Origin of the sequence: Streptomyces sp. NPDC050535, assembly GCF_044457665.1 — a bacterium.
Taxonomy (GTDB): Bacteria; Actinomycetota; Actinomycetes; order Streptomycetales; family Streptomycetaceae; genus Streptomyces.
In genome coordinates, this window is sequence record NZ_JBITHE010000005.1 from 201637 (window position 1) to 221974 (window position 20338).

17 protein-coding genes and 1 tRNA gene are annotated in these 20338 nt (G+C 69.9%); 8 read left to right on the top strand and 10 right to left on the bottom strand.

The annotated features are described in order from the left end of the window. Positions 1-4: 4 nt before the first annotated feature. Entirely contained in the window at positions 5-595 is a 591-nt protein-coding gene (locus ACIBLC_RS14040; protein WP_399211155.1) for a TetR/AcrR family transcriptional regulator, read from the bottom strand. Further along, the gene (locus tag ACIBLC_RS14045) at positions 592-2106 is read right to left on the bottom strand and encodes a 3-hydroxyacyl-CoA dehydrogenase (protein WP_399211156.1); all 1515 of its coding nucleotides are present in this window, start codon (positions 2104-2106) and stop codon (positions 592-594) included. The genes ACIBLC_RS14040 and ACIBLC_RS14045 overlap by 4 nt, the downstream gene beginning before the upstream one ends. A 159-nt stretch (positions 2107-2265) precedes the next feature. On the opposite strand from ACIBLC_RS14045, the gene paaN reads away from it, so the two are divergent. Next, positions 2266-3972: a phenylacetic acid degradation protein PaaN gene (gene paaN / locus ACIBLC_RS14050; protein WP_399211157.1), complete on the top strand. Its 1707-nt coding sequence runs from the start codon at positions 2266-2268 to the stop codon at positions 3970-3972. 30 nt (positions 3973-4002) lie between these two features. Here the strand turns inward: paaN and ACIBLC_RS14055 are convergent, their stop codons facing one another. From ACIBLC_RS14055 to ACIBLC_RS14065, 3 genes are read right to left on the bottom strand one after another with little or no spacing between them, the layout of a single operon-like run. Beyond that, positions 4003-4821: a TrmH family RNA methyltransferase gene (locus ACIBLC_RS14055; RefSeq protein WP_399211158.1), complete on the bottom strand. Its 819-nt coding sequence runs from the start codon at positions 4819-4821 to the stop codon at positions 4003-4005. Further along, positions 4818-6041: an HTTM domain-containing protein gene (locus ACIBLC_RS14060; RefSeq protein WP_399211159.1), complete on the bottom strand. Its 1224-nt coding sequence runs from the start codon at positions 6039-6041 to the stop codon at positions 4818-4820. Before ACIBLC_RS14060 ends, ACIBLC_RS14055 begins: the two co-directional genes overlap by 4 nt. After that, complete coding sequence (locus ACIBLC_RS14065) at positions 6038-7123, bottom strand: DUF5819 family protein (protein ID WP_399211160.1); 1086 nt, start codon at positions 7121-7123, stop codon at positions 6038-6040. Before ACIBLC_RS14065 ends, ACIBLC_RS14060 begins: the two co-directional genes overlap by 4 nt. 430 nt (positions 7124-7553) lie before the next feature. On the opposite strand from ACIBLC_RS14065, the gene ACIBLC_RS14070 reads away from it, so the two are divergent. Then, on the top strand, positions 7554-8684 hold the full coding sequence (locus ACIBLC_RS14070; RefSeq protein ID WP_399211161.1) for an acyl-CoA dehydrogenase family protein: 1131 nt from the start codon (positions 7554-7556) through the stop codon (positions 8682-8684). A 50-nt stretch (positions 8685-8734) separates the two neighbouring features. Here ACIBLC_RS14070 and ACIBLC_RS14075 read toward each other — a convergent pair whose 3' ends face one another. The 4 genes from ACIBLC_RS14075 to ACIBLC_RS14090 form a co-directional block, all read right to left on the bottom strand. Beyond that, positions 8735-9064 carry a rhodanese-like domain-containing protein gene (locus ACIBLC_RS14075; protein ID WP_399211417.1) on the bottom strand — a complete coding sequence of 110 codons (330 nt, stop codon included), beginning with the start codon at positions 9062-9064 and terminating at the stop codon, positions 8735-8737. Between the two features lie 103 nt (positions 9065-9167). After that, positions 9168-9971 (bottom strand): hypothetical protein, encoded by an 804-nt coding sequence (locus tag ACIBLC_RS14080; protein WP_399211419.1) that lies wholly within the window; start codon positions 9969-9971, stop codon positions 9168-9170. A 482-nt stretch (positions 9972-10453) separates the two neighbouring features. Then, positions 10454-11944 (bottom strand): DUF2252 domain-containing protein, encoded by a 1491-nt coding sequence (locus tag ACIBLC_RS14085; RefSeq protein WP_399211162.1) that lies wholly within the window; start codon positions 11942-11944, stop codon positions 10454-10456. Between the two features lie 259 nt (positions 11945-12203). Beyond that, positions 12204-12566 carry a winged helix-turn-helix transcriptional regulator gene (locus ACIBLC_RS14090; RefSeq protein ID WP_399211163.1) on the bottom strand — a complete coding sequence of 121 codons (363 nt, stop codon included), beginning with the start codon at positions 12564-12566 and terminating at the stop codon, positions 12204-12206. Positions 12567-12729: 163 nt separating this feature from the next. Here ACIBLC_RS14090 and ACIBLC_RS14095 point away from each other — a divergent pair, with 163 nt between their 5' ends. Further along, on the top strand, positions 12730-13383 hold the full coding sequence (locus ACIBLC_RS14095; protein ID WP_399211164.1) for an FMN-dependent NADH-azoreductase: 654 nt from the start codon (positions 12730-12732) through the stop codon (positions 13381-13383). Between the two features lie 262 nt (positions 13384-13645). Here ACIBLC_RS14095 and ACIBLC_RS14100 read toward each other — a convergent pair. After that, positions 13646-13728, bottom strand: a tRNA-Leu gene (locus ACIBLC_RS14100). Positions 13729-14306: 578 nt separating this feature from the next. Between ACIBLC_RS14100 and ACIBLC_RS14105 the strand changes: the two genes are divergently transcribed. From ACIBLC_RS14105 to ACIBLC_RS14125, 5 genes are all read left to right on the top strand, one after another. After that, the gene (locus ACIBLC_RS14105; RefSeq protein WP_399211165.1) at positions 14307-15164 is read left to right on the top strand and encodes an FhaA domain-containing protein; all 858 of its coding nucleotides are present in this window, start codon (positions 14307-14309) and stop codon (positions 15162-15164) included. Positions 15165-15174: 10 nt separating this feature from the next. Then, a complete protein-coding gene (locus ACIBLC_RS14110) occupies positions 15175-15696 on the top strand; it encodes an FHA domain-containing protein (RefSeq protein ID WP_383678850.1) in 522 nt (173 codons plus the stop codon). A gap of 128 nt (positions 15697-15824) precedes the next feature. Beyond that, positions 15825-17354, top strand: a complete 1530-nt coding sequence (locus ACIBLC_RS14115) for a Stp1/IreP family PP2C-type Ser/Thr phosphatase (protein WP_399211166.1) — start codon at positions 15825-15827, stop codon at positions 17352-17354. Positions 17355-17380: 26 nt separating this feature from the next. After that, the gene (locus ACIBLC_RS14120) at positions 17381-18817 is read left to right on the top strand and encodes an FtsW/RodA/SpoVE family cell cycle protein (RefSeq protein WP_399211167.1); all 1437 of its coding nucleotides are present in this window, start codon (positions 17381-17383) and stop codon (positions 18815-18817) included. Next, positions 18814-20304: a peptidoglycan D,D-transpeptidase FtsI family protein gene (locus tag ACIBLC_RS14125; RefSeq protein ID WP_399211168.1), complete on the top strand. Its 1491-nt coding sequence runs from the start codon at positions 18814-18816 to the stop codon at positions 20302-20304. The genes ACIBLC_RS14120 and ACIBLC_RS14125 overlap by 4 nt, the downstream gene beginning before the upstream one ends. Positions 20305-20338 lie beyond the last annotated feature (34 nt).

Sequence of the window (20338 nt, forward strand, 5' to 3'; positions counted from 1 at the left end):
GCGTTCAGGACTCCTTGCGCAGCCCGCCGAAGACCAGTACGGCCACCGCGTCGGCCACTTCCCGCTCGCTCGAGCCCCGCCCGTCGGGCCGGTACCACTCCACGACCGAGTTGATCATCCCGAAGACCAGCCGGGTCGCGAGCCGGACCTCCACGTCACCGCGTACGTCCCCGTCCGCGGCCGCCGCCTTCAGCAGCTCGGCCACCCGGTGGTCGAAGTCGCGGCGCCGCTCCAGGGCCCAGCGCTCGGTGGCCGTGTTGCCCCGCACCCGCAGCAGCAGCGTCACGTACGGCAGTTCGGCGGTCAGCACCTCGACCATGCGCCGCACGACGTACTCCAGGCGCTCCACGGCACGCCCCACGCGCGCGTGCTCCTCGTCGAGGATCCCGAAGAGGCCGTCCAGGGCCCGGCTGACGGCCCTGCGCAGCAGCTCCTCCTTGCCGGAGACGTGGTGGTATATCGACGACTTGGAGATACCCGCCGCCTTGGAGAGGTGCTCCATGGAGGTGCCGTCGTAGCCACGCTCGATGAAGACCTGGACGGCGACGGAGAGCAGGGTCTCCGGGGTGTACGTGTCCCGCTTGGCCGTGGTCATGAGGTGCCCTCCCGCTTGTCGGCGGTGTGTCCGTGGCGGTACAGCGCGAGCGAGGGCGCGTAACGGCCGGAGGGTTCGCGCAGATGCAGCTCCTCCAGGAGGTCGTGGGCCCAGGTCCTACCGAGCCTGCGGCTCCATTCGAAGGGGCCCAGGGGGTAGTTGACGCCGAGACGCATCGCGGTGTCGATGTCCTCCTCGGTGGCCACTCCCTTGGCGACGGCGTCGTGCGCCAGGTCGACGATCCGGGCCACGGTCCGGGCCACGATCATGCCCGGGGCGTCGCCGATGACGCTGACGTCCTTGCCCAGCGCCTGGAAGAGACCGATGGCCTCCGCGAGGGTCTGGGCAGCGGTGTCCTGGCAGGCCGACAGGGCGATCCGGGTCGCCTTGCGGTAGTCGAGCGCCAGGTCGAAGTAGACGACGTCACGGAACTCGACCGAGGTCTGGCCGTCGGCGAGGACCAACTGACCGCCGCTGGGCAGCATCAGCCGCGTGCCGTGGTCCTCCTCGTCCTCGCGGACCTGGATGCCCGCCTCGCGGATCAGCGCGACGAGCTCGGCCGCGGGGCCCAGGTCGCCCTCCACGACGACGTGGGCGGGCGGCTGCGCCTGTTCCGCGGTATGCGGCTCGGGCCGGTCGGCGCCCTCCCCGTACTCGTACCAGCCGTGCCCCGTCTTGCGGCCGTGCCGGCCCGACTCGACGAGCCGGCGCTGGGCGAGCGAGGGCGTGAACCGCACGTCCTGGAAGAAGGCCTGCCACACGGAGTGCGTGACGGACTCGTTGACGTCCTGCCCGATGAGGTCGGTCAGTTCGAAGGCGCCCATCCGGAACCCGCCGGATTCGCGCAGGACCGCGTCGATGGTGGCCGGGTCCGCGGCCTGGGACTCGAACACCGCGAAGGCCTCGGCGTAGAAGGGCCGCGCGATGCGGTTGACGATGAAACCGGGGGTGTCGGCGCAGGCCACCGGGGACTTCCCCCAGGAACGCGCCAGCTCGTACGCGCGCGTGGCCGACGAGAAGTCACTGGCGTACCCGGAGACGACCTCCACCAGGGGCAGCAGCGGCGCCGGATTGAAGAAGTGCAGTCCGACGAGCCGGCCGGGGTTGCGCAGGGCGCCGCCGATGGCCGTGACGGACAGGGACGAGGTGTTGGTGGCGAGCAGGCAGTCGTCGACGACGATGTCCTCGAGATCGCGGAACAACTGCTGCTTCACCTCGAGCCGCTCGGCCACCGCCTCGACGACGAGCACGCAGTCGGCGAGGTCGGTGAGGGCCTTCGCCGGGCGCAGCCGAGCACGCGCGGCGTCCCGGGCCGCGCCGCTGAGCCGGTCCTTCTCGACCAGCCGGTCCAGGCGCGCGCCGATGGCCGCGGCCGCCGCGTCGGCCCGCCCCGGCACGGCGTCGTGGAGCCTCACCAGGTGGCCCGCGACCAGCGCGACCTGGGCGATGCCCTGGCCCATGGTGCCGGTGCCGACGACGGCCACAGGGCTACTGAGGTCGAGTGCTGTCATGCTCGCGATCCTCCCGCACAGGGTTTTCCACAGATGCGGCGGACCCCCTTGTCCCGACCGATCGTTCGGTTACTCTAACTCTGTCCGCCTGTTTCTGCGCCTGTTCCTGCCCAGGTCATGAGCTCACGAAGTGTTCTTGAGACGAGGAGTTGGTCCTTGATGGCCGCCGAACTCACCACGCACCAGCTGATCGCCCAGCACCGGCCCACCCTCGACCGGACGCTGGAAGCGATCGGCACGCGCGCGTACTGGTCCCCCCACCCCGAACACCCCAAGGCGTACGGCGAGAACGGCAGCCTGGGCATGGCGGAGGGCAAGGCCGCCTTCGACGCCCTCCTGGGCACCCGTCTCGACCTCGGCCAGCCCGGCACCGACGACTGGGTGGGCGGCGAGGTCTCGCCGTACGGCATCGAGCTGGGTGTCACCTACCCGCACGCGGACGTCGACGTGCTGCTGCCCGCCATGCGCGCCGGTCAGCGTGCCTGGCGCGACGCGGGCGCGGAGGCGCGTGCCGCGGTCTGTCTGGAGATCCTCAAGCGGATCAGCGACCGCACCCACGAGTTCGCCCACGCTGTCATGCACACCAGCGGCCAGGCCTTCATGATGGCGTTCCAGGCGGGCGGCCCGCACGCCCAGGACCGCGGCCTGGAAGCGGTGGCGTACGCGTACGCGGAGCAGGTCCGCACCCCGGACAGCGCTCAGTGGGCCAAGCCCCAGGGCAAGCGGGACCCGCTCACCATGACCAAGGAGTTCACGCCGGTGCCGCGCGGCACCGCCCTCCTTGTCGGCTGCAACACCTTCCCGACGTGGAACGGCTATCCGGGCCTGTTCGCCTCCCTCGCCACCGGCAACGCCGTACTCGTGAAGCCCCACCCGCGCGCGGTGCTGCCCCTCGCGCTCACCGTCCAGGTGGCCCGCCAGGTACTCGCCGGGACCGGCTTCGACCCGAACCTGGTCGCGCTCGCCGCGGAGCGCCCAGGGGAGGGCATCGCCAAGACCCTCGCCGTACGGCCCGAGATCCGGATCATCGACTACACGGGCTCGACGGCGTTCGGCGACTGGCTGGAGACCAACGCCCGCCAGGCGCAGGTCTACACGGAGAAGGCCGGCGTCAACACGGTGATCGTGGAGTCGACGGACGACTACAAGGGCATGCTGTCCAACCTCGCCTTCTCCCTGTCCCTCTACAGCGGCCAGATGTGCACCACCCCGCAGAACCTGCTGATCCCGCGCGACGGCATCACCACGGAGGACGGCTCGAAGTCCTTCGACGAGGTGGTCGCCGACCTCGCCAAGTCGGTCGGCGGGCTCCTGGGCGACGACGCCCGCGCCAACGCGCTCCTCGGAGCCCTCGTGAACCCCGACGTGAAGAACCGCCTGGAAGCCGCCTCCGGCCTCGGCGAAGTCGCCCTCCCCTCAAGGGAGATCAGCAATCCGGAGTTCCCGGAAGCGGTCGTCCGTACGCCGGTGATCGTCAAGCTCGACGGCGCGCGGAAATACTGGGAGGGGACGGACGACGAGGCCGCCTACATGAGCGAGTGCTTCGGCCCCGTCTCCTTCGCCGTGGCCGTCGACTCGGCCACGGACGCGGTGGACCTGCTGCGCCGCACGGTCCGCGACAAGGGCGCGATGACGGTCGGCGCGTACACGACCAACGGGGAGTTCGAGCGGGCCGTCCAGGAGGTCTGCCTGGAGGAGTGCGCCCAGCTCTCGCTGAACCTCACGGGCGGGGTGTACGTCAACCAGACGGCCGCGTTCTCCGACTTCCACGGCTCGGGCGGCAACCCGGCGGCCAACGCGGCGCTGTCCGACGGAGCGTTCGTCGCCAACCGCTTCCGCGTCGTGGAGGTACGCAGGGACGCCTAGGGGGTGTCGTTCGGATCCGAACGACACCCCCTAGGCCGTCGCGCCCCCGGTCGCGCTCCAGTGGAACAGCGTCATCGCCACACTGGTCGCGAGGTTGTAGCTGGAGACCTGGGGGCGCATCGGCAGGGACACCAAGTGGTCGGTGCGGGCCCGGAGTTCGGCGGACAGGCCACTGCGCTCGGAGCCGAAGGCGAGGACAGCGTCGTCGGGGAGCTTGATCCCCCGGATGTCCTCGCCCTCCGGGTCGAGGGCGAACACCGGGCCCGGCGGCAGTTCGGCCACCGTCAGCCGCTCCACGGCGGTCGCGAAGTGCAGGCCCGCCCCGCCGCGTACGACCGTGGGATGCCAGGGGTCGAGCGAACCCGTCGTGACCACCCCGGTCGCGCCGAAGCCCGCCGCGAGCCGGATCACGGCCCCGGCGTTGCCCAGGTTGCGCGGGTTGTCGAGGACCACGACGGGCGTGCGGCGGGGCATGCGGGCCAGCGACTCCAGATGGGCCGCCCGGGACGGACGTACGGCGAGCGCGGCCACCGAGGTGGGGTGCGGGCGCGGCACCAGTGCCTTCAGCGTCGCCTCCGGGACCTCCACCAGCAGCCGGTCGACGGCCTCCCGTACGTCGGGGGCCAGTTCCCCGGCCAGCGCGAGGGCCGCGCGCCGGTCGGTCGTGACGGCCACCGGGATACGCGCCCGGAAGCGCAGCGCGTGCTTGAGGGCGTGGAAGCCGTCGAGCAGGACGGAACCGTCGGCGAGCCGGTGCCAGGCGCGTACGGCGTCCCGGGGGTCCGTGGCGCCGGGCCGACCGGGCCCGCTGTCGGGGTCGCTGTCCCGCCCGTTGTCGGGGTCGCTCATGCCTTGAAGCCTACGTGCGTGGCCTCGGCCGGATCCGAAGCGCTCGGCTCCTGCTCACGCTGACTGGGCACCACAGGCCCGTCGCCGCCCGAGAACAGCCCTCCACGCGCGCGTGCGACCCATCCGCCGAGCAGCAGCAGGAACGACGTCGGCAGGAACACCGCGTCTGCGGCGATCATCGCCAGCGAGAAGAACGGCAGGCCGAGCACCACGGCGATCACCGCGTGCTCGGTGATCATGACCACCAGCAGGACGTTCTTCACCCGCCGGTTGAAGAGGGTGAAGGGGAAGGCGACCTGCGCGATGACCGTCCCGTACGTCACCAGCATCACGATCGTGCCGTATCCGGTCAGCAGGTCGGACAGGGCGGGCCAGGGCGAGAAGTAGTCCAGGTGGAGCGGGTAGTAGACCGCGGTGCCGTCCTGCCAGCGCGAACCCTGGATCTTGTACCAGCCGGCGGTCGCGTAGATCAGACAGGCCTCGGCCATGATCACGAACAGGGCCGCGTTGTGCACGAGGTTGGCGACGATGTCCAGCAGGATCCGGGGCTCGGCGCCGCGCACGCGGCTGTTGACGACCCACCACAGGGCCTGCACCGCCCACAGCCCCCAGAAGACCATCAGCCAGCCGGCACTGAGCCGCCCCGCGAGCGTCGCCGCGGCCAGCGCGAGACCCAGCACTCCCCACAGCGCCGGGCCGACCCGGTCGGGCCCCACCCGCTCCCCACGCGCGCGTGCCTCCCTCCCGAGCCGCGCCCGCCGCGCGTCCAGCGACCACACCTGGCCGCAGCGCGTGAAGACCAGGTAGATCGCCATCAGGTGGATGACGTTGTCGCCGCCGTCCCCCATGAACACGCTGCGGTTCTGCAGCGAGAGCACACCCACCATGAACAACACGGACGCCGCGCGGGTCCGCCAGCCCAGCACCAGCGACAGACTCGACAGCACGGCGAGGACGTAGACGATCTCGAACCAGACCTGGCTGTCGGACCACATCAGGACCGTGAAGGCGTGGTTGTTCGCGATGAGCTGCTGGGCGATGTCCCAGCTCCACGGCGCGTCGGGCCCGTACATCTCCTGGCGGTGCGGAAACTCGCGCAGCAGGAACAGCAGCCAGGTCACGGAGAACCCGATACGGATCACGGCGCTCTGGTAGGGGCCGAGCGCCGCCTCGGTGACCTTGGTGATGCCGCGCGCGAGCGACAGGGCGAAGGAGTTCATCGGGCGCTCGCCTCCGTCGTCTCCTGCTGCCGGTCACTCTCGGAGACCGGCCACCAGGGCAGTTCGCGGAGCACGGGTTTGCCGGCCACCTGCTCCTCGCTCCACTTGGGGGGCGTCACATTGGTCGTACGGGAACGGACCTGGACCTTTTCGACGAGCGCTTCCTTGCCGCCCGCCTCCAACCGGTCCAATCGCAGCACCACGACCCGGCGCAGATACCGTTCGGAGAGGTCGCCGCGCATACCCGTGGGCCGGTTCTCGCCGTCGTGCGAATTCACGAAGAAGTCCCAGGACCGGCGCAGTTCGTTCTGGTCGGTGTGGCTCGGCAGCAGATTGCCGTCGATGGCCGCTCCGTCGAGCGCGGACAGGTCGTACCAGCCGGTCTCACGGCTGGTGCCGTCCGGCGTACGGACCTGGGCACGGACCTGGACCGCGATGTTCTGCTGCAAGGGGTTCGGCGCGAAGAGCTTCCAGTTCTGCTCGAACTCGGGGTAGATCCACTCCTCGATCGCGCGGCCGTTCTGCTTGGAGACGGTGTTCGAGGGCGCGAGATGCAGGAACACCATGCCCAGGTGGACACAGGCGGCGACCGCGACGATCGCCATGGCGAAGGCGGCGGTGACCTGGTAGCCGAGGGAGAGGTTGGCTATGCCCGTGGGAGCGGGCGGCGAGCCTTCCGCGGTGGGGGGCAGCCGGTCGGCAGGTCCCTCGGACGGGGCGGGCGCGGTGGGCACGCTCGACGCGTCAGCGGCGTTGGACAGTTCAGGGGCACTGGACGGTTCAGGCGCGCTGGACTCGTCGGGTGCGGTGGGCTCGTCGGGTGCGATGGGGAGGTCGGGTACGCCGGGGTTCCCGTGCCTGCTGGAGTTCTCGCGTGCGCTGGAACTCTCGTGTGCGCCGGAGTTCTCGCGTGCGCTGGAACTCTCGTGTGCGCCGGAGTTCTCGCGTGCGTCGGGGCGTTCGCGTGCGTCGGCGGCGTTTGACGCGTCCGGTGCGCCGGGATCGCCGCGCCTGCCCGGCGCGGGCCCGTCGGGCGCGTCCGGCCCGTGCCGGCCGTTCGAGCCCTCGTCGTACGCGTCCATTCCGCCCCTATCCCCGATTTCGGTCCCGCTGCCGGCCGCAGAGGCCGCGCGGCGTGGTCGTAGCGCCCGCGGGCCCCGCACTGCGGCGTTCGCACGGGAACGGTACTCAGACCAGATCGCCCGGCACAGCCCCAGGAGCCACAGCGGCCACATCAGTGGCCACGAGGTCATCCACAGCGGTTGACACCTTACGGCGACTCGTCCCACCATCGAATCAGGCAAACCGAACGGTCGGTCGGAAGCTCGCGTGTGCGGGACGAGGACCGCGGTCGGCACAGATCACGACCGACGTTCGTCACACCTGACATACACCACCGCCGACGCACGTCACCGCCGACCGTTCCCTTCTCATAGAACCTGTTCTATCTTGACGCTCCGTCAGATCAGGCGTCCGCCTGATCGACCGGCCGGTGCGTGGGAGGACGGGACAGTGGACTTCACCTTCACCGAGGAACACCAGGCGGCGGTCGAGGCGGCCAAGGCCGTGTTCGCCGGAGTCGCACCGGACGGGGTGCCCAGCCCCGCGCTCACCCCGGGCGCCGTGGCCGAGGACTTCGACCGGGCACTGTGGGCGAAGCTCGCCGACGCGGACCTGTTGAGCCTGCTCCTCGACACGGAGTACGGCGGGGCAGGCCTCGACCCCGTCGCGCTCTGCCTGGTACTGCGGGAGTCGGCGAGAGTGCTCGCCCGAGTGCCCCTGCTCGAGAGCGGCGCGGCAGCGGTGACCGTGCAGCGGTACGGCGGAGAGGAGTTGAAGGCGCGGCTGCTCACGCGAGCGGGCCGGGGCGAGCTGGTCCTGACGGTCGCCGCGAACGGCCGCAGCGGCCATGACCCGGCCGAACTCGCCGTGACCGCACGGCAGGACGGTGACGCGTGGATCCTGGACGGGACACAGACCGCCGTTCCCTGGGCGCAGAACGCCGACTTCACCCTCGTACCCGCACACACCGCCGACCGGACCGTCCTCGCCCTCGTACCCCGCGGCCACGAAGGAGCCGTACTCGCCGAACAGGTCTCCACCACCGGCGAGCGACTCGGTGAGCTGCGCCTGGAGTCCGTGCGGATCGCCGCCCGGGATGTCATCGAGGCGGACGGCGCATGGGAGTGGCTGCGCGAACTGCTGGTCACCGGCACGTGCGCGCTGGCGCTCGGCCTCGGGGAGGGCGTGCTCGTGATGACGAGCGAATACACCAGCAAGCGGGAGCAGTTCGGCTTCCCGGTCGCCACCTTCCAGGCGGTCGCCGTGCAGGCCGCAGACCGCTACATCGACCTGCGCGCGATGGAAGTGACGCTCTGGCAGGCCGCATGGCGGATCAGCACCGGAGCGTCAGGCGCGCTGCCGGCATCCGGGGACGTGGCCGTCGCCAAGATCTGGGCCTCGGAAGGGGTACGACGGGTCGTGCAGACCGCGCAGCATCTGCACGGGGGGTTCGGCGCCGACACCGACTATCCGCTGCACCGCTACCACGCCTGGGCCAAACAGTTGGAGCTGTCCCTCGGTCCGGCGGCCGCGCACGAGGAGGCGCTGGGAGACCTGCTGGCGGCCCATCCACTGGGCTGAACCGCCCGCCACGGCTCGGACAGCAGCCCTCCAAGTGCGGGTGAGGCGCCTTACAGCACGAAACCCGGCAGGCCCTCGTCGTCCACGACCGGCCGGCCGGTGGCTGCCCACGCCTGCATGCCGCCGTCGACATTCACCGCGTCGATGCCCTGCTGGGCCAGATACATGGTGACCTGCGCCGAACGTCCGCCGGAGCGGCAGATCACGTGCACCTTGCCGTCCTGCGGCGCAGCCTCGGTCAACTCGCCGTAGCGCGCGACGAATTCACTCATCGGGATGTGCAACGCCTTGTCGGCGTGACCCGCCTTCCACTCGTCGTCCTCCCGGACGTCCAGCAGGAAGTCTCCGTCCGCGAGATCCCCGACCACGACCGTGGGCACACCAGCTCCGAAACTCATGCCGCCGACGCTACCCGACCCCACCGACAGTCCGATCCCCGGCGGGAAACCGCCCGCCGACGGCACGGATCCGGACCGGCCGGCTTCAGGGAGCGGTGCCGCCCGCCAACTCGGCCAGCTCCGTCTCGCGCTCACCGACCTGGGTCAGCAACTGTTCGGCGATCTCCTCCAGGAGGCGGTCGGGATCCTCCGGCGCCAGCTTGAGCATCGCGCCGATGGCGCTCTCCTCCAGCTCACGGGCCACGAAGGCAAGCATCTCCTTGCGCTGGGAGAGCCACTCGAGGCGGGCGTAGAGCTCCTCGCTGCGGCTCGGCTTCCACTCCTCGGGCACGGGACCCGCGGCCCACTCCGCGGAGAGCTCCCGCAGCAGCGCCTCGTCGCCCCGGGCGTACGCGGCGTTGACCCGGGTGATGAACTCGTCGCGCCGCTTGCGCTCGTCCTCGTCCTGCGCCAGATCGGGATGGGCCTTGCGGACCAGTTCGCGGTACAGCTGGCGGGCCTCGTCACTGGGCCGCACCCGCTGCGGGGGCCGCACGGGCTGGTCCGTGAGCATCGCGACGGCCTCCGGGAACAGTCCCTCGGAGTCCATCCAGCCGTGGAACAGCTCCTCGACACCCGGCATCGGCATGACCCGCGCCCGCGCCTCGTCCGCCTTGCGTACGTCCTCCGGATCCCCGGTGCGCGCCGCCCGGGCCTCCGCGATCTGTGCGTCCAGCTCGTCGAGCCGGGAGTACATCGGTCCGAGCTTCTGGTGGTGCAGCCGCGAGAAGTTGTCGACCTCGACCCGGAACGTCTCCACGGCGATCTCGAACTCGATCAACGCCTGCTCGGCCGCCCGAACAGCCCGCTCCAACCGCGCCTCGGGCCGCGCCGCGGTGTCGGCCTCCACCTGCGCGGACGTCCCGCCCTCAGCCCCGGCCTCAGCACCAGCACCAGCACCAGCACCAGCACCAGCACTGTGGAGCGTCTCCTCCGCGGGACCGGCTTCGGACCCCGCCTGCGAGGAAGTCTCACCCTCAGTGCCGCTCCGGTGGGTCGAGTCGCCTTCAGGCTGCGTGGACGCCTCGCCCTCGGTGCCGGCCGGCCGCAACGGCTCGCCCACCGGCTCTGCAGAGGAGGATGGCCCGCCCTCAGGCTCCGCCTCGTGGGAATCCGCCACGGCGGAACCGTCCGCCTCACTCCCCAGGGCACCGGGCTGGTCCCGGGCCCCCTCGTCGGTGGGCTCGGACTGGCTCTGCTCGGCTTCCGGCGTCGTCACCCGACCAGCGTAGGCCACAGGGCGTCGGAGGCACTCGGGACCACTGCCTGGGGGCCTCTCCCCTCCCCCCGCCCTCCCCCGCCCCCCGCCCTGCACCTACCTCACCCCACCCCTCAAACCCCCAACTCAGCCCCAATCCGCCCCGCCCGCACCGCGCCCACCAGCTCCGCGTGGTCCGCCTCGGTGCGGTCCGCGTATGCCACGGCGAACGACGCGATGGCCTCGTCCAGTTCCTCGCTCTTGCCGCAGTACCCGGCGACGAGGCGGGGGTCGGCGCTGTGGGAGTGGGCGCGGGCCAGGAGGGCGCCGGTCATGCGGGCGTAGTCGTCGATCTGGTCGGCGGCGAGGGCGGCGGGGTCCACGCTGCCCTTGCGGTTGCGGAACTGGCGTACCTGGAAGGGGAGTCCGTCGACCGAGGTCCAGCCGAGCAGGATGTCGCTGACGACCTGCATGCGCTTCTGGCCGATGACGACACGGCGGCCCTCGTGCGGCACGTCCGGTATCGCGTGGCCGGCCGTGGCCAGATGCGGGAGCAGCGCCGAGGCACGGACCTCCTTCACCTGGAGGACGAGGGGTTCGCCGCGGTGGTCCAGGAGCAGGACGACGTAGGACCGCGTACCGACACTTCCGGTGCCGACGACTCGGAAGGCGACGTCGTGCACGGCGTAGCGGGCCAGGAGGGGGAGGCGGTCCTCCGACAGGGTCGTGAGGTATTCCTCCAGCGACGAGGCGACGACGGCGGCCTCCTCGTCGGGTACGCGGCGCAGCACCGGCGACGCGTCCACGAAGCGCCGCCCCCCGCCTTCCACGGCTTCCGTCGACTTGGCCGCGAACCGCCCGCTGGTGTTGCCCCGCGCCTTCTCGGAGACCCGCTCCAGTGTGCCGAGCAGATCGTGGGCGTCGGTGTGCGAGACGAGTTCCTCGTCCGCGATGGCGTTCCAGGCGTCCAGTGCCGGGAGCTTCGCGAGGAGTCTCAGGGTGCGCCGGTAGGAGCCGACCGTGTCGTGTGCCGCTCTGCGGCAGGTGTCCTCGTCGGCGCCGGCTTCGCGGCCTGCGAGGACGAGTGAGGTGGCGAGGCGTTTGAGGTCCCACTCCCAGGGGCCGTGCACCGTCTCGTCGAAGTCGTTCAGGTCGATGACGAGTCCGCCGCGCGCGTCTCCGTAGAGGCCGAAGTTCGCCGCGTGGGCGTCACCGCAGATCTGGGCGCTGATCCCGGTCATGGGGGTGCGCGCGAGGTCGTACGCCATGAGGCCGGCCGAACCGCGCAGGAAGGCGAAGGGCGTGGCCGCCATCCTGCCGACCCGTATCGGGGTGAGTCCGGGGATGCGGCCGCGGTTGGACTCCTCCACCGCGCCGACGGCATCGGGCCGGCCGGGGTCCGCCGTGAACTCGGCGTGCGTGGTGCGCGGCACGCGTCCGCGCAGGGCTTTGCCCTCTTCCTTCGGCGAACCCTGCACGGGCCACGCCGCGAAGCCGCGTACGGCGCGGGCCCTGGACGTCTGCCTCGGCTGTGTCTGCCGGGCTTCCCGCTCCGGGGCCGCTTCCTGCGCCCGGGCCGCTTCGTCCGCTTCGCGCGCCAGAACTTCTGTACCGAGCTCGGTCATTCCGACCGCCTCCCCCGTGCATGAACATCAACTTGCGACGACCGTACAGCCGGTCGCTGAGAGGCGTCAGAGCCTGTGGACAACTACGAAGCCTGTGGAAAACCCCGCGGGCTCGCGGAGACACACAAGGCAGAGACACCAGGGCGGGACACCAAGGCGGTACGGGAGGCGCCAAACGCCGAGGCACGAAACGCCGAGGCACGAAACGCCGAGGCACGAAACGGGAAGGCGGGCAGGAAGGCAGTGGCCCCGGGTCACGTCACCTGGGACACCCGCCGCCCTCCGGCAGATGCGACTCCGCCCAGGACCCCAGTTCCTTGAGAGCGGGTTCCAGTGCGGCTCCCGCCTCCGTGAGCCGGTACGAGACCCGCAGCGGGGGGCCTTCGTCGACCTCGCGCACGACGAGTCCGGCCACGCCGAGTTCGGTGAGGCGGTCGGAGAGCATGCGTTCGCTGATGCCGGGGATCGCCCTGCGCAGCTCGGCGAAGTGAACCGGCCGCTGCACCAGGACGGACACGACCAGGCCCGTCCAGCGCTTTCCGAGCAACTGGAAAACCCGGGTCATGCCGTCATCGACCTGCCGGCACGGCCCTGCGTCCTCGTGGCTTCCCAGTTCTGGCATGCCTTCAGGGTACGGTGCTCACGCAAGGGGATGAAAAAAAGTAAGTAGCTGTGTTATCTATAGTCCAGTACGAAAGAGAAGCCCTCTTGAGGTGCCGGTCCTGGAGCCCCGAGCGCGGCTTCCCTGCTGACCACCCCACCCCCCACTCCCTTTGGAGATCTCCATGGCCACCCTTCTCCACATCGACTCGTCCGTGTTCCCGGGCCCCGCCTCAGCCTCCCGCGCAGTGACGGACGCGTTCCGCAAGGCCTGGGAGGAGCAGCACCCGGAAGGCACGGTGATCTACCGCGACCTCGCCGCGAACCCGGTGCCGCACATCACCGCCGCCGCCCACTCCGCGGGTTTCGCCGCCCCGGACGCGCACACCCCCGAGCAGGCCGCCGCGTTCGCCGCGCGCGTGGTTCTCATCGAGGAGCTCGAGCGGGCGGACGCGATCCTGATCGGCGCCCCGATGTACAACTTCGCGATCCCCTCGACCCTCAAGGCGTGGCTGGACAGCGTCATCCTCATGGGCCGCACCGCGGCGACCGAGGACTCGAAGATCAAGGGCACCCCGGTCACCGTGGTCGCCAGCCGCGGCGGCTCCTACGGACCCGGGAGCCCGCGCGAGGGCTACGAGTACGTGCAGAACTACCTCGAGGCCATCCTGCGCGACAGCCTCGCCCTGGACCTCGACTTCATCGTCCCCGAGCTCACGGCGGCGCCGCACAACCCGGCGATGTCCGAGCTGATCCCGCTCTTCGAGGCCTCCCGCACGAAGGCCCTCGACGACGCGGCCACCAAGGCCAAGGAACTCGCCGAGCGCCTGGCCGCGTAGCCGCCCCGAGCCCTGAGACGTTCCTCACACACTCCGGCCGGCCACCGGGCCTCACCGCGGCCCGGACAGCCGAAGATCGACAACAGAAACCGGACAACAAACAGCACACAACGAACCACGCACAACGCGGGCTGCCGACGGCTCACAACCGTCGGCAGCCCGCGTTCACACGTCCGGACACAACGAGAACGGGCGGCATCGTGATCACGATGCCGCCCGTTCCCTCAGTACAAACCAGAGCACTTTGCCGGTGCTCCCTGTGTGCGCGAGGGGGGAGTTGAACCCCCACGCCCTTGCGGGCACTGGAACCTGAATCCAGCGCGTCTGCCATTCCGCCACTCGCGCATTCGGTGTGTCGTCCGTCTCCCACCAGTGGTGCGAGCGCCTGCCGACATCGAGAAGATTAGCACGCTGATCGGGGTGGAATCACATCCCTTTGAGGTGGGCACACGCCCCCCGCGGGACCACACCGGCACCCCTCCGGAAACAGGACTCCCGCCCAGGCCACCTCCCCGGCGACGGCCCTGGGTACCAAGCAGAACCTGTTCACGTATCAACCTCGTACCGGTCCTGGGCATCTACCCAGGAGCAGGGCAGCCCGCACAGTCAGGTGCGGGACACTGGTCACGGGCCGCCTCTACGATCCTTCGCAGGAGCAGTGCCCGCAGGAGTTCGAAAAGGCACATCGCAGGGAACTTCGGGAAGGGACTTCGGAAGCCGTCGACATCCGTCGACCGGGCCGACAGGGGGAACCACCCGATTTCCCGGCGCGTAGATACGATCAGTGAGCAGTACGAGCACGACCAGCGGTACGAGCAGGATCCGCACGGCCGGCAACACCCGCAGGACGAGCAGAACCCGCAGTACCGACAACGCCACGACAGCAAGCTGTACCAGGACGGCTACGAAGGAGGAGGTGCCCCATGGGAGTCCTGAAGAAGTTCGAGCAGCGTCTCGAAGGTCTGGTCAACGGCACCTTCGCCAAGGTGTTCAAGTCCGAGGTCCAGCCCGTGGAGATCGCCGGAGCACTCCAGCGGGAGTGCGACAACAACGCCACGATCTGGAACCGCGACCGGACCGTCGTACCCAACGACTTCATCGTCGAGCTGAGCACGCCGGACTTCGAGCGCCTCAGCCCCTACTCGGGGCAGCTCGGCGACGAGCTCGCCGGCATGGTGCGCGACTACGCGAAGCAGCAGCGCTACGCGTTCATGGGCCCCATCAAGGTCCATCTGGAGAAGGCCGACGACCTCGACACCGGTCTGTACCGGGTGCGCAGCCGGACGCTCGCCTCCTCGACCAACCAGCAGGCCCCGGAGCGCGCTCCAGCGGGCCCGGCGGCTCCGGCCCCGGGCCGGGCCGGCGGTTACGGCTATCCGCCCGCCGCCCAGCCCGCGGGCGCACCGCCCATGCCCGCCGCCCCACCGCCCGGCGGACGTCCGGCCCCCGCGCCCATGGGCCAGCGGCCCACCGCGGCACCGAGCGCCCAGCCCGGCGGCCGGACACGGCACTGGATCGAGGTCAACGGCTCCCGCCATCAGATCTCCCGCCCGACGCTGGTGCTGGGCCGCAGCACCGAAGCAGACGTGCGGATCGACGACCCCGGCGTTTCGCGCCGGCACTGTGAGATCCGGACCGGAACGCCCTCAACTGTCCAGGATCTTGGGTCCACCAACGGCATCGTGGTGGACGGGCAGCACACCACCCGCGCTACGCTCCGCGACGGCTCGCGGATTGTCGTGGGCAGCACCACCATCATTTACCGGCAAGCCGAAGGGTGAAGCGGGGGCAATGTCAGAGCTGACCCTCACGGTCATGCGGCTGGGTTTCCTGGCTGTTCTGTGGCTGTTCGTGATCGTGGCCGTGCAGGTCATCCGCAGCGACCTGTTCGGAACGCGTGTCACACAGCGCGGGTCGCGACGGGACGCCAACAGGCAGCAGCCGGCAGCGCGCCAGGCCGCGCCACCACAGCAACGCCAGCAGGCCGCGGCACCCAGCGGCGGCCGCCAGCGGCGCGGCGCCCCCACCAAGCTCGTCGTCTCGGAGGGCACTCTCACGGGCACGACGGTCGCTCTGCAGGGGCAGACCATCTCGCTGGGCCGCGCGCACGACAGCACCATCGTGCTGGACGACGACTACGCGTCCAGCCGGCATGCCAGGATCTACCCGGACCGGGACGGCCAGTGGATCGTCGAGGACCTCGGATCCACCAACGGCACGTACCTCGACCGGAACCGACTGACGACCCCCACACCGATTCCGCTGGGCGCGCCGATCCGCATCGGCAAGACCGTCATCGAGCTGCGGAAGTAGTGCTACATCATGAATAGGCGCGAGCGGAGCGAGCACGCGGCGGCGGTCCAGACGAAGGACGCCCGCGCGCTCCCGACCGGAGGGTGGGCACCGTGCGGATGTACCCGGAGCCGACGGGCGAGGTGCGCATGAGTCTGTCACTGCGCTTCGCCGCCGGATCGCACAAAGGCATGATCCGAGAAGGGAACGAGGACTCCGGCTACGCCGGTCCCCGCCTTCTCGCGATCGCCGACGGGATGGGCGGCCAGGCCGCCGGTGAGGTCGCCAGCTCCGAGGTGATCTCCACGATCGTCGCCCTCGACGACGACGTGCCCGGATCCGACATCCTCACCTCGCTCGGCACCGCCGTGCAGCGGGCCAACGACCAGCTCCGCATGATGGTCGAGGAGGACCCCCAGCTCGAAGGCATGGGGACGACCCTCACCGCCCTCCTGTGGACCGGCCAGCGACTCGGACTCGTCCACGTCGGCGACTCCCGCGCCTACCTGCTGCGAGACGGCGTACTCACCCAGATCACCCAGGATCACACCTGGGTGCAGCGCCTCGTCGACGAGGGACGCATCACCGAGGAAGAGGCCACCACCCACCCGCAGAGGTCGCTCCTCATGCGCGCGCTGGGCAGCGGCGACCACGTCGAGCCCGACCTCTCCATCCGCGAGGTCCGCGCGGGCGACCGCTACCTGATCTGCTCCGACGGACTGTCCGGCGTCGTCTCCCACCAGACGATGGAAGACACCCTCGCCAGCTACCAGGGCCCGCAGGAAACCGTGCAGCAGCTCATCGAGCTCGCACTGCGCGGCGGCGGCCCGGACAACATCACGGTCATCATCGCCGACGTCCTGGACATCGACGGCGGCGACACCCTCGCCGCCCAGCTCTCCGACACCCCGGTCGTCGTGGGCGCCGTCGCCGAGAACCAGCATCAGCACCAACTCCAGGACGACGGCGCGATGCAGACACCCGCCGGCCGGGCCTCCAGCCTCGGCCGCCAGGTGCCCGGACAGGGCGGCGGCGAGTTCGGCCCGCCCGGCAGCGGCGACACCACCGGCTACGTCGACACCAACGGCCTCGGCGGCTACTCCGACGAGGACTTCGTCAAGCCCCGCCCCCGGCGCAGGTGGCTGAAGAGATCCTTCCTCATCGTGCTCGCGCTCGGCGTCATCGGCGCCGGCCTCTACGGCGGCTACCGCTGGACCCAGACGCAGTACTACGTCGGCGCCAAGGACGAACACGTCGCGCTGTTCCAGGGCATCAGCCAGGACCTGGCCTGGGTCTCGCTCTCGAAGGTCGAGAAGGACCACCCCGAGATCGAACTCAAGTACCTGCCGCCCTACCAGCAGAAGCAGATCGAGGCGACCATCGCCGAAGGCGGCCTCAGCGACGCCAAGTCGAAGATCGACGAGCTCGCCGTGCAGGCCTCCGCCTGCAAGAAGGAATCCGAACGCCGCGCCATCGAGGCCGACAAGAACGCCAAGACCGGCGAGGGCGAGGCCGGCGGAACCACGGGAACCACAAAGACCTCCCTGACGTCCAAGGCCACACCGACGCCGACCCCCTCGGCGTCCTCGTCCAAGTCCACGACCGCACCCACTCCCACACCCGGCCCCAGCCTCTCCGACGAGGAGCAGAAGCTGGTCTCGCTGTGCGGTAAGCAGTAAGCAGCCGTGAGGGGCCCTGTCACACCATGAGCAGCAGTACGAACACGCCGACGCACCACACGTCCACGATCGGCTCGATCGGCGCACCGAGCCGGCGCAACACCGAGCTGGCACTGCTGGCGTTCGCCGTCGCCATCCCGGTGTTCGCCTACGCCAACGTGGGCCTCGCCATCAACGGCTCGGTGCCGCCGGGTCTGCTGAGCTACGGCCTCGGCCTCGGCCTGCTCGCCAGTGTCGGCCACATCGTCGTACGCAAGTTCGCACCGTACGCGGACCCGCTGCTGCTGCCGCTGGCGACGCTGCTCAACGGCATCGGCCTGGTCGTCATCTGGCGTCTGGACCAGTCGAAGCGGCTACAGGCGAGCGGCACGTTCGTCGAGGCGGCCCCTCGCCAACTGCTGTACTCCGCCATGGGCGTCGCCCTGTTCGTGGCCGTACTGATCTTCCTCAAGGACCACCGCGTCCTGCAGCGCTACACCTACATCTCCATGGTCGGCGCCCTGATCCTGCTGCTGCTGCCGCTGGTTCCCGGACTGGGCCTGAACGTCTTCGGCGCCAGGATCTGGATCTCGATCGCCGGATTCACCATCCAGCCGGGTGAGTTCGCGAAGATCGTCCTGGCGATCTTCTTCGCCGGCTACCTCATGGTGAAGAGAGACGCCCTGGCCCTGGCCAGCCGCCGCGTCATGGGTCTCTACCTGCCGCGCGGCCGTGACCTCGGCCCGATCCTGGTCGTCTGGTTCGTCTCCATCCTGATCCTCGTCTTCGAGACCGACCTCGGTACGTCGCTGCTGTTCTTCGGAATGTTCATCATCATGCTGTACGTCGCCACCGAGCGGACCAGCTGGATCGTGTTCGGTCTGCTGATGTCGGCGGCCGGCGCCGTCAGCGTCGCCACCTTCGAACCGCACGTCCAGCAGCGCGTCCAGGCCTGGCTCGACCCGATGAAGGAGTACACGCTCAGCCAGCAGGGCGTCGTGGGCCACACCGAACAGTCCATGCAGGCTCTCTGGGCCTTCGGCTCCGGCGGCACCCTCGGCACCGGACTCGGGCAGGGCAACTCCGACCTCATCGGCTTCGCCGCCAACTCCGACTTCATCCTCGCCACCTTCGGCGAGGAACTGGGCCTGGCCGGAATCATGGCGATCCTGGTGCTCTACGGCCTGATCGTGGAGCGTGGCGTGCGCACCTCCCTCGCCGCCCGCGACCCGTTCGGCAAGCTCCTCGCCGTGGGCCTCTCCGGTGCCTTCGCCCTCCAGGTCTTCGTCGTCGCCGGTGGCGTCATGGGCCTGATCCCGCTGACCGGCATGACGATGCCGTTCCTGGCGTACGGAGGATCCTCCGTCATCGCCAACTGGGCGCTCGTCGGCATCCTGATCAGGATCAGCGACACCGCCCGCCGCCCGGCACCGGCCCCCGCACCCAACCCCGACGCCGAGATGACCCAGGTGGTCCGCCCGTGAACAAGCCCCTTCGCCGGATCGCGATCTTCTGCGGACTCCTCGTCCTCGCCCTGCTCATCCGCGACAACTGGATCCAGTACGTCCAGGCGGACACCCTGAGGGCCGACCCGAAGAACCGCCGCGTCGCCATCGAGCGGTACGCCACCCCGCGCGGCGACATCATCGTCGACGGAAACCCGATCACCGGATCCACCAAGACCAGCGGCGACAGCTTCAACGACTTCGAGTACAAGCGCACCTACAAGAACGGCGCCATGTGGGCACCCGTCACCGGGTACGCCTCCCAGGCCTTCGGCGCCACCCAGCTCGAGTCCATCGAGGACGGCATCCTCACCGGCAACGACGACCGGCTCTTCTTCCGCAACACCCTCGACATGATCACCGGCGAGGCCAAGCAGGGCGGCAACGTCGTCACCACCCTCAACGCCGCCGCACAGAAGGCCGCGTACGAAGGGCTCCTCAAGCAGGGCAAGGGCGCCGTCGCCGCGATCGACCCCGAGACCGGCGCGATCCTGGCCCTCGCCTCCACCCCCTCGTACGACCCCTCCAAGTTCGCCGGCAACTCCACGAGCGTCGACGGCAAGGCCTGGACCGCGCTCCAGAAGAAGAACGACCCCAACGAGCCGATGCTCAACCGGGCGCTGCGCGAGGTCTACCCGCCGGGCTCCACCTTCAAGGTGGTCACCGCGGCCGCGGCCCTGGAGAACGGCCTCTACAAGTCCGCGGAGGAGAAGACCGACTCGCCGCTGCCCTACACCCTGCCGAACACCACGACCGAGCTGAAGAACGAGGGGAACATCCCCTGCAAGAACGCGACGATGCGCGAAGCGCTCCGCGTCTCCTGCAACACCGTCTTCGGCAAGATCGGCGCCGACCTCGGCAAGGACAAGATGGTGGCGGAGGCCGAGAAGTTCGGCTTCAACTCCGAGCAGTTCACGCCGGTCCGCTCCAGCGCCTCCGTCTTCCCCGACGACATGGACAAGCCGCAGACCGCACTCAGCTCGATCGGCCAGTTCGAGACCGCCACGACCCCGCTCCAGATGGCCATGGTCGCCTCGGCCGTCGCCAACAACGGCACGCTCATGAAGCCGTACATGGTCGACAAGCTCCAGGCTCCCGGCCTCGACGTCATCGAGCAGACCGAGCCCGAGAAGATGAGCGAGCCGCTGTCCTCGGAGAACGCCCAGATCCTTCAGTCGATGATGGAGACGGTCGTCAAGGAGGGCACGGGCACCAACGCCCAGATCAACGAGGACGGCATCACGGTGGGCGGCAAGACCGGTACCGCCCAGCACGGCGTCGACAACAGCGAGAACCCGTACGCCTGGTTCATCTCGTACGCCAAGCTCAGCGACGGCAGCTCCCCGGTCGCCGTCGCCGTGGTGGTCGAGGACGAGAGCGCCAACCGCGACGACATCTCTGGTGGCGGCCTCGCGGCCCCCATCGCGAAGAATGTGATGAAGGCAGTCATCGACAGCACCAAGTGACCCCCGTCACGTCTCATGCACATCCGTGCACGTT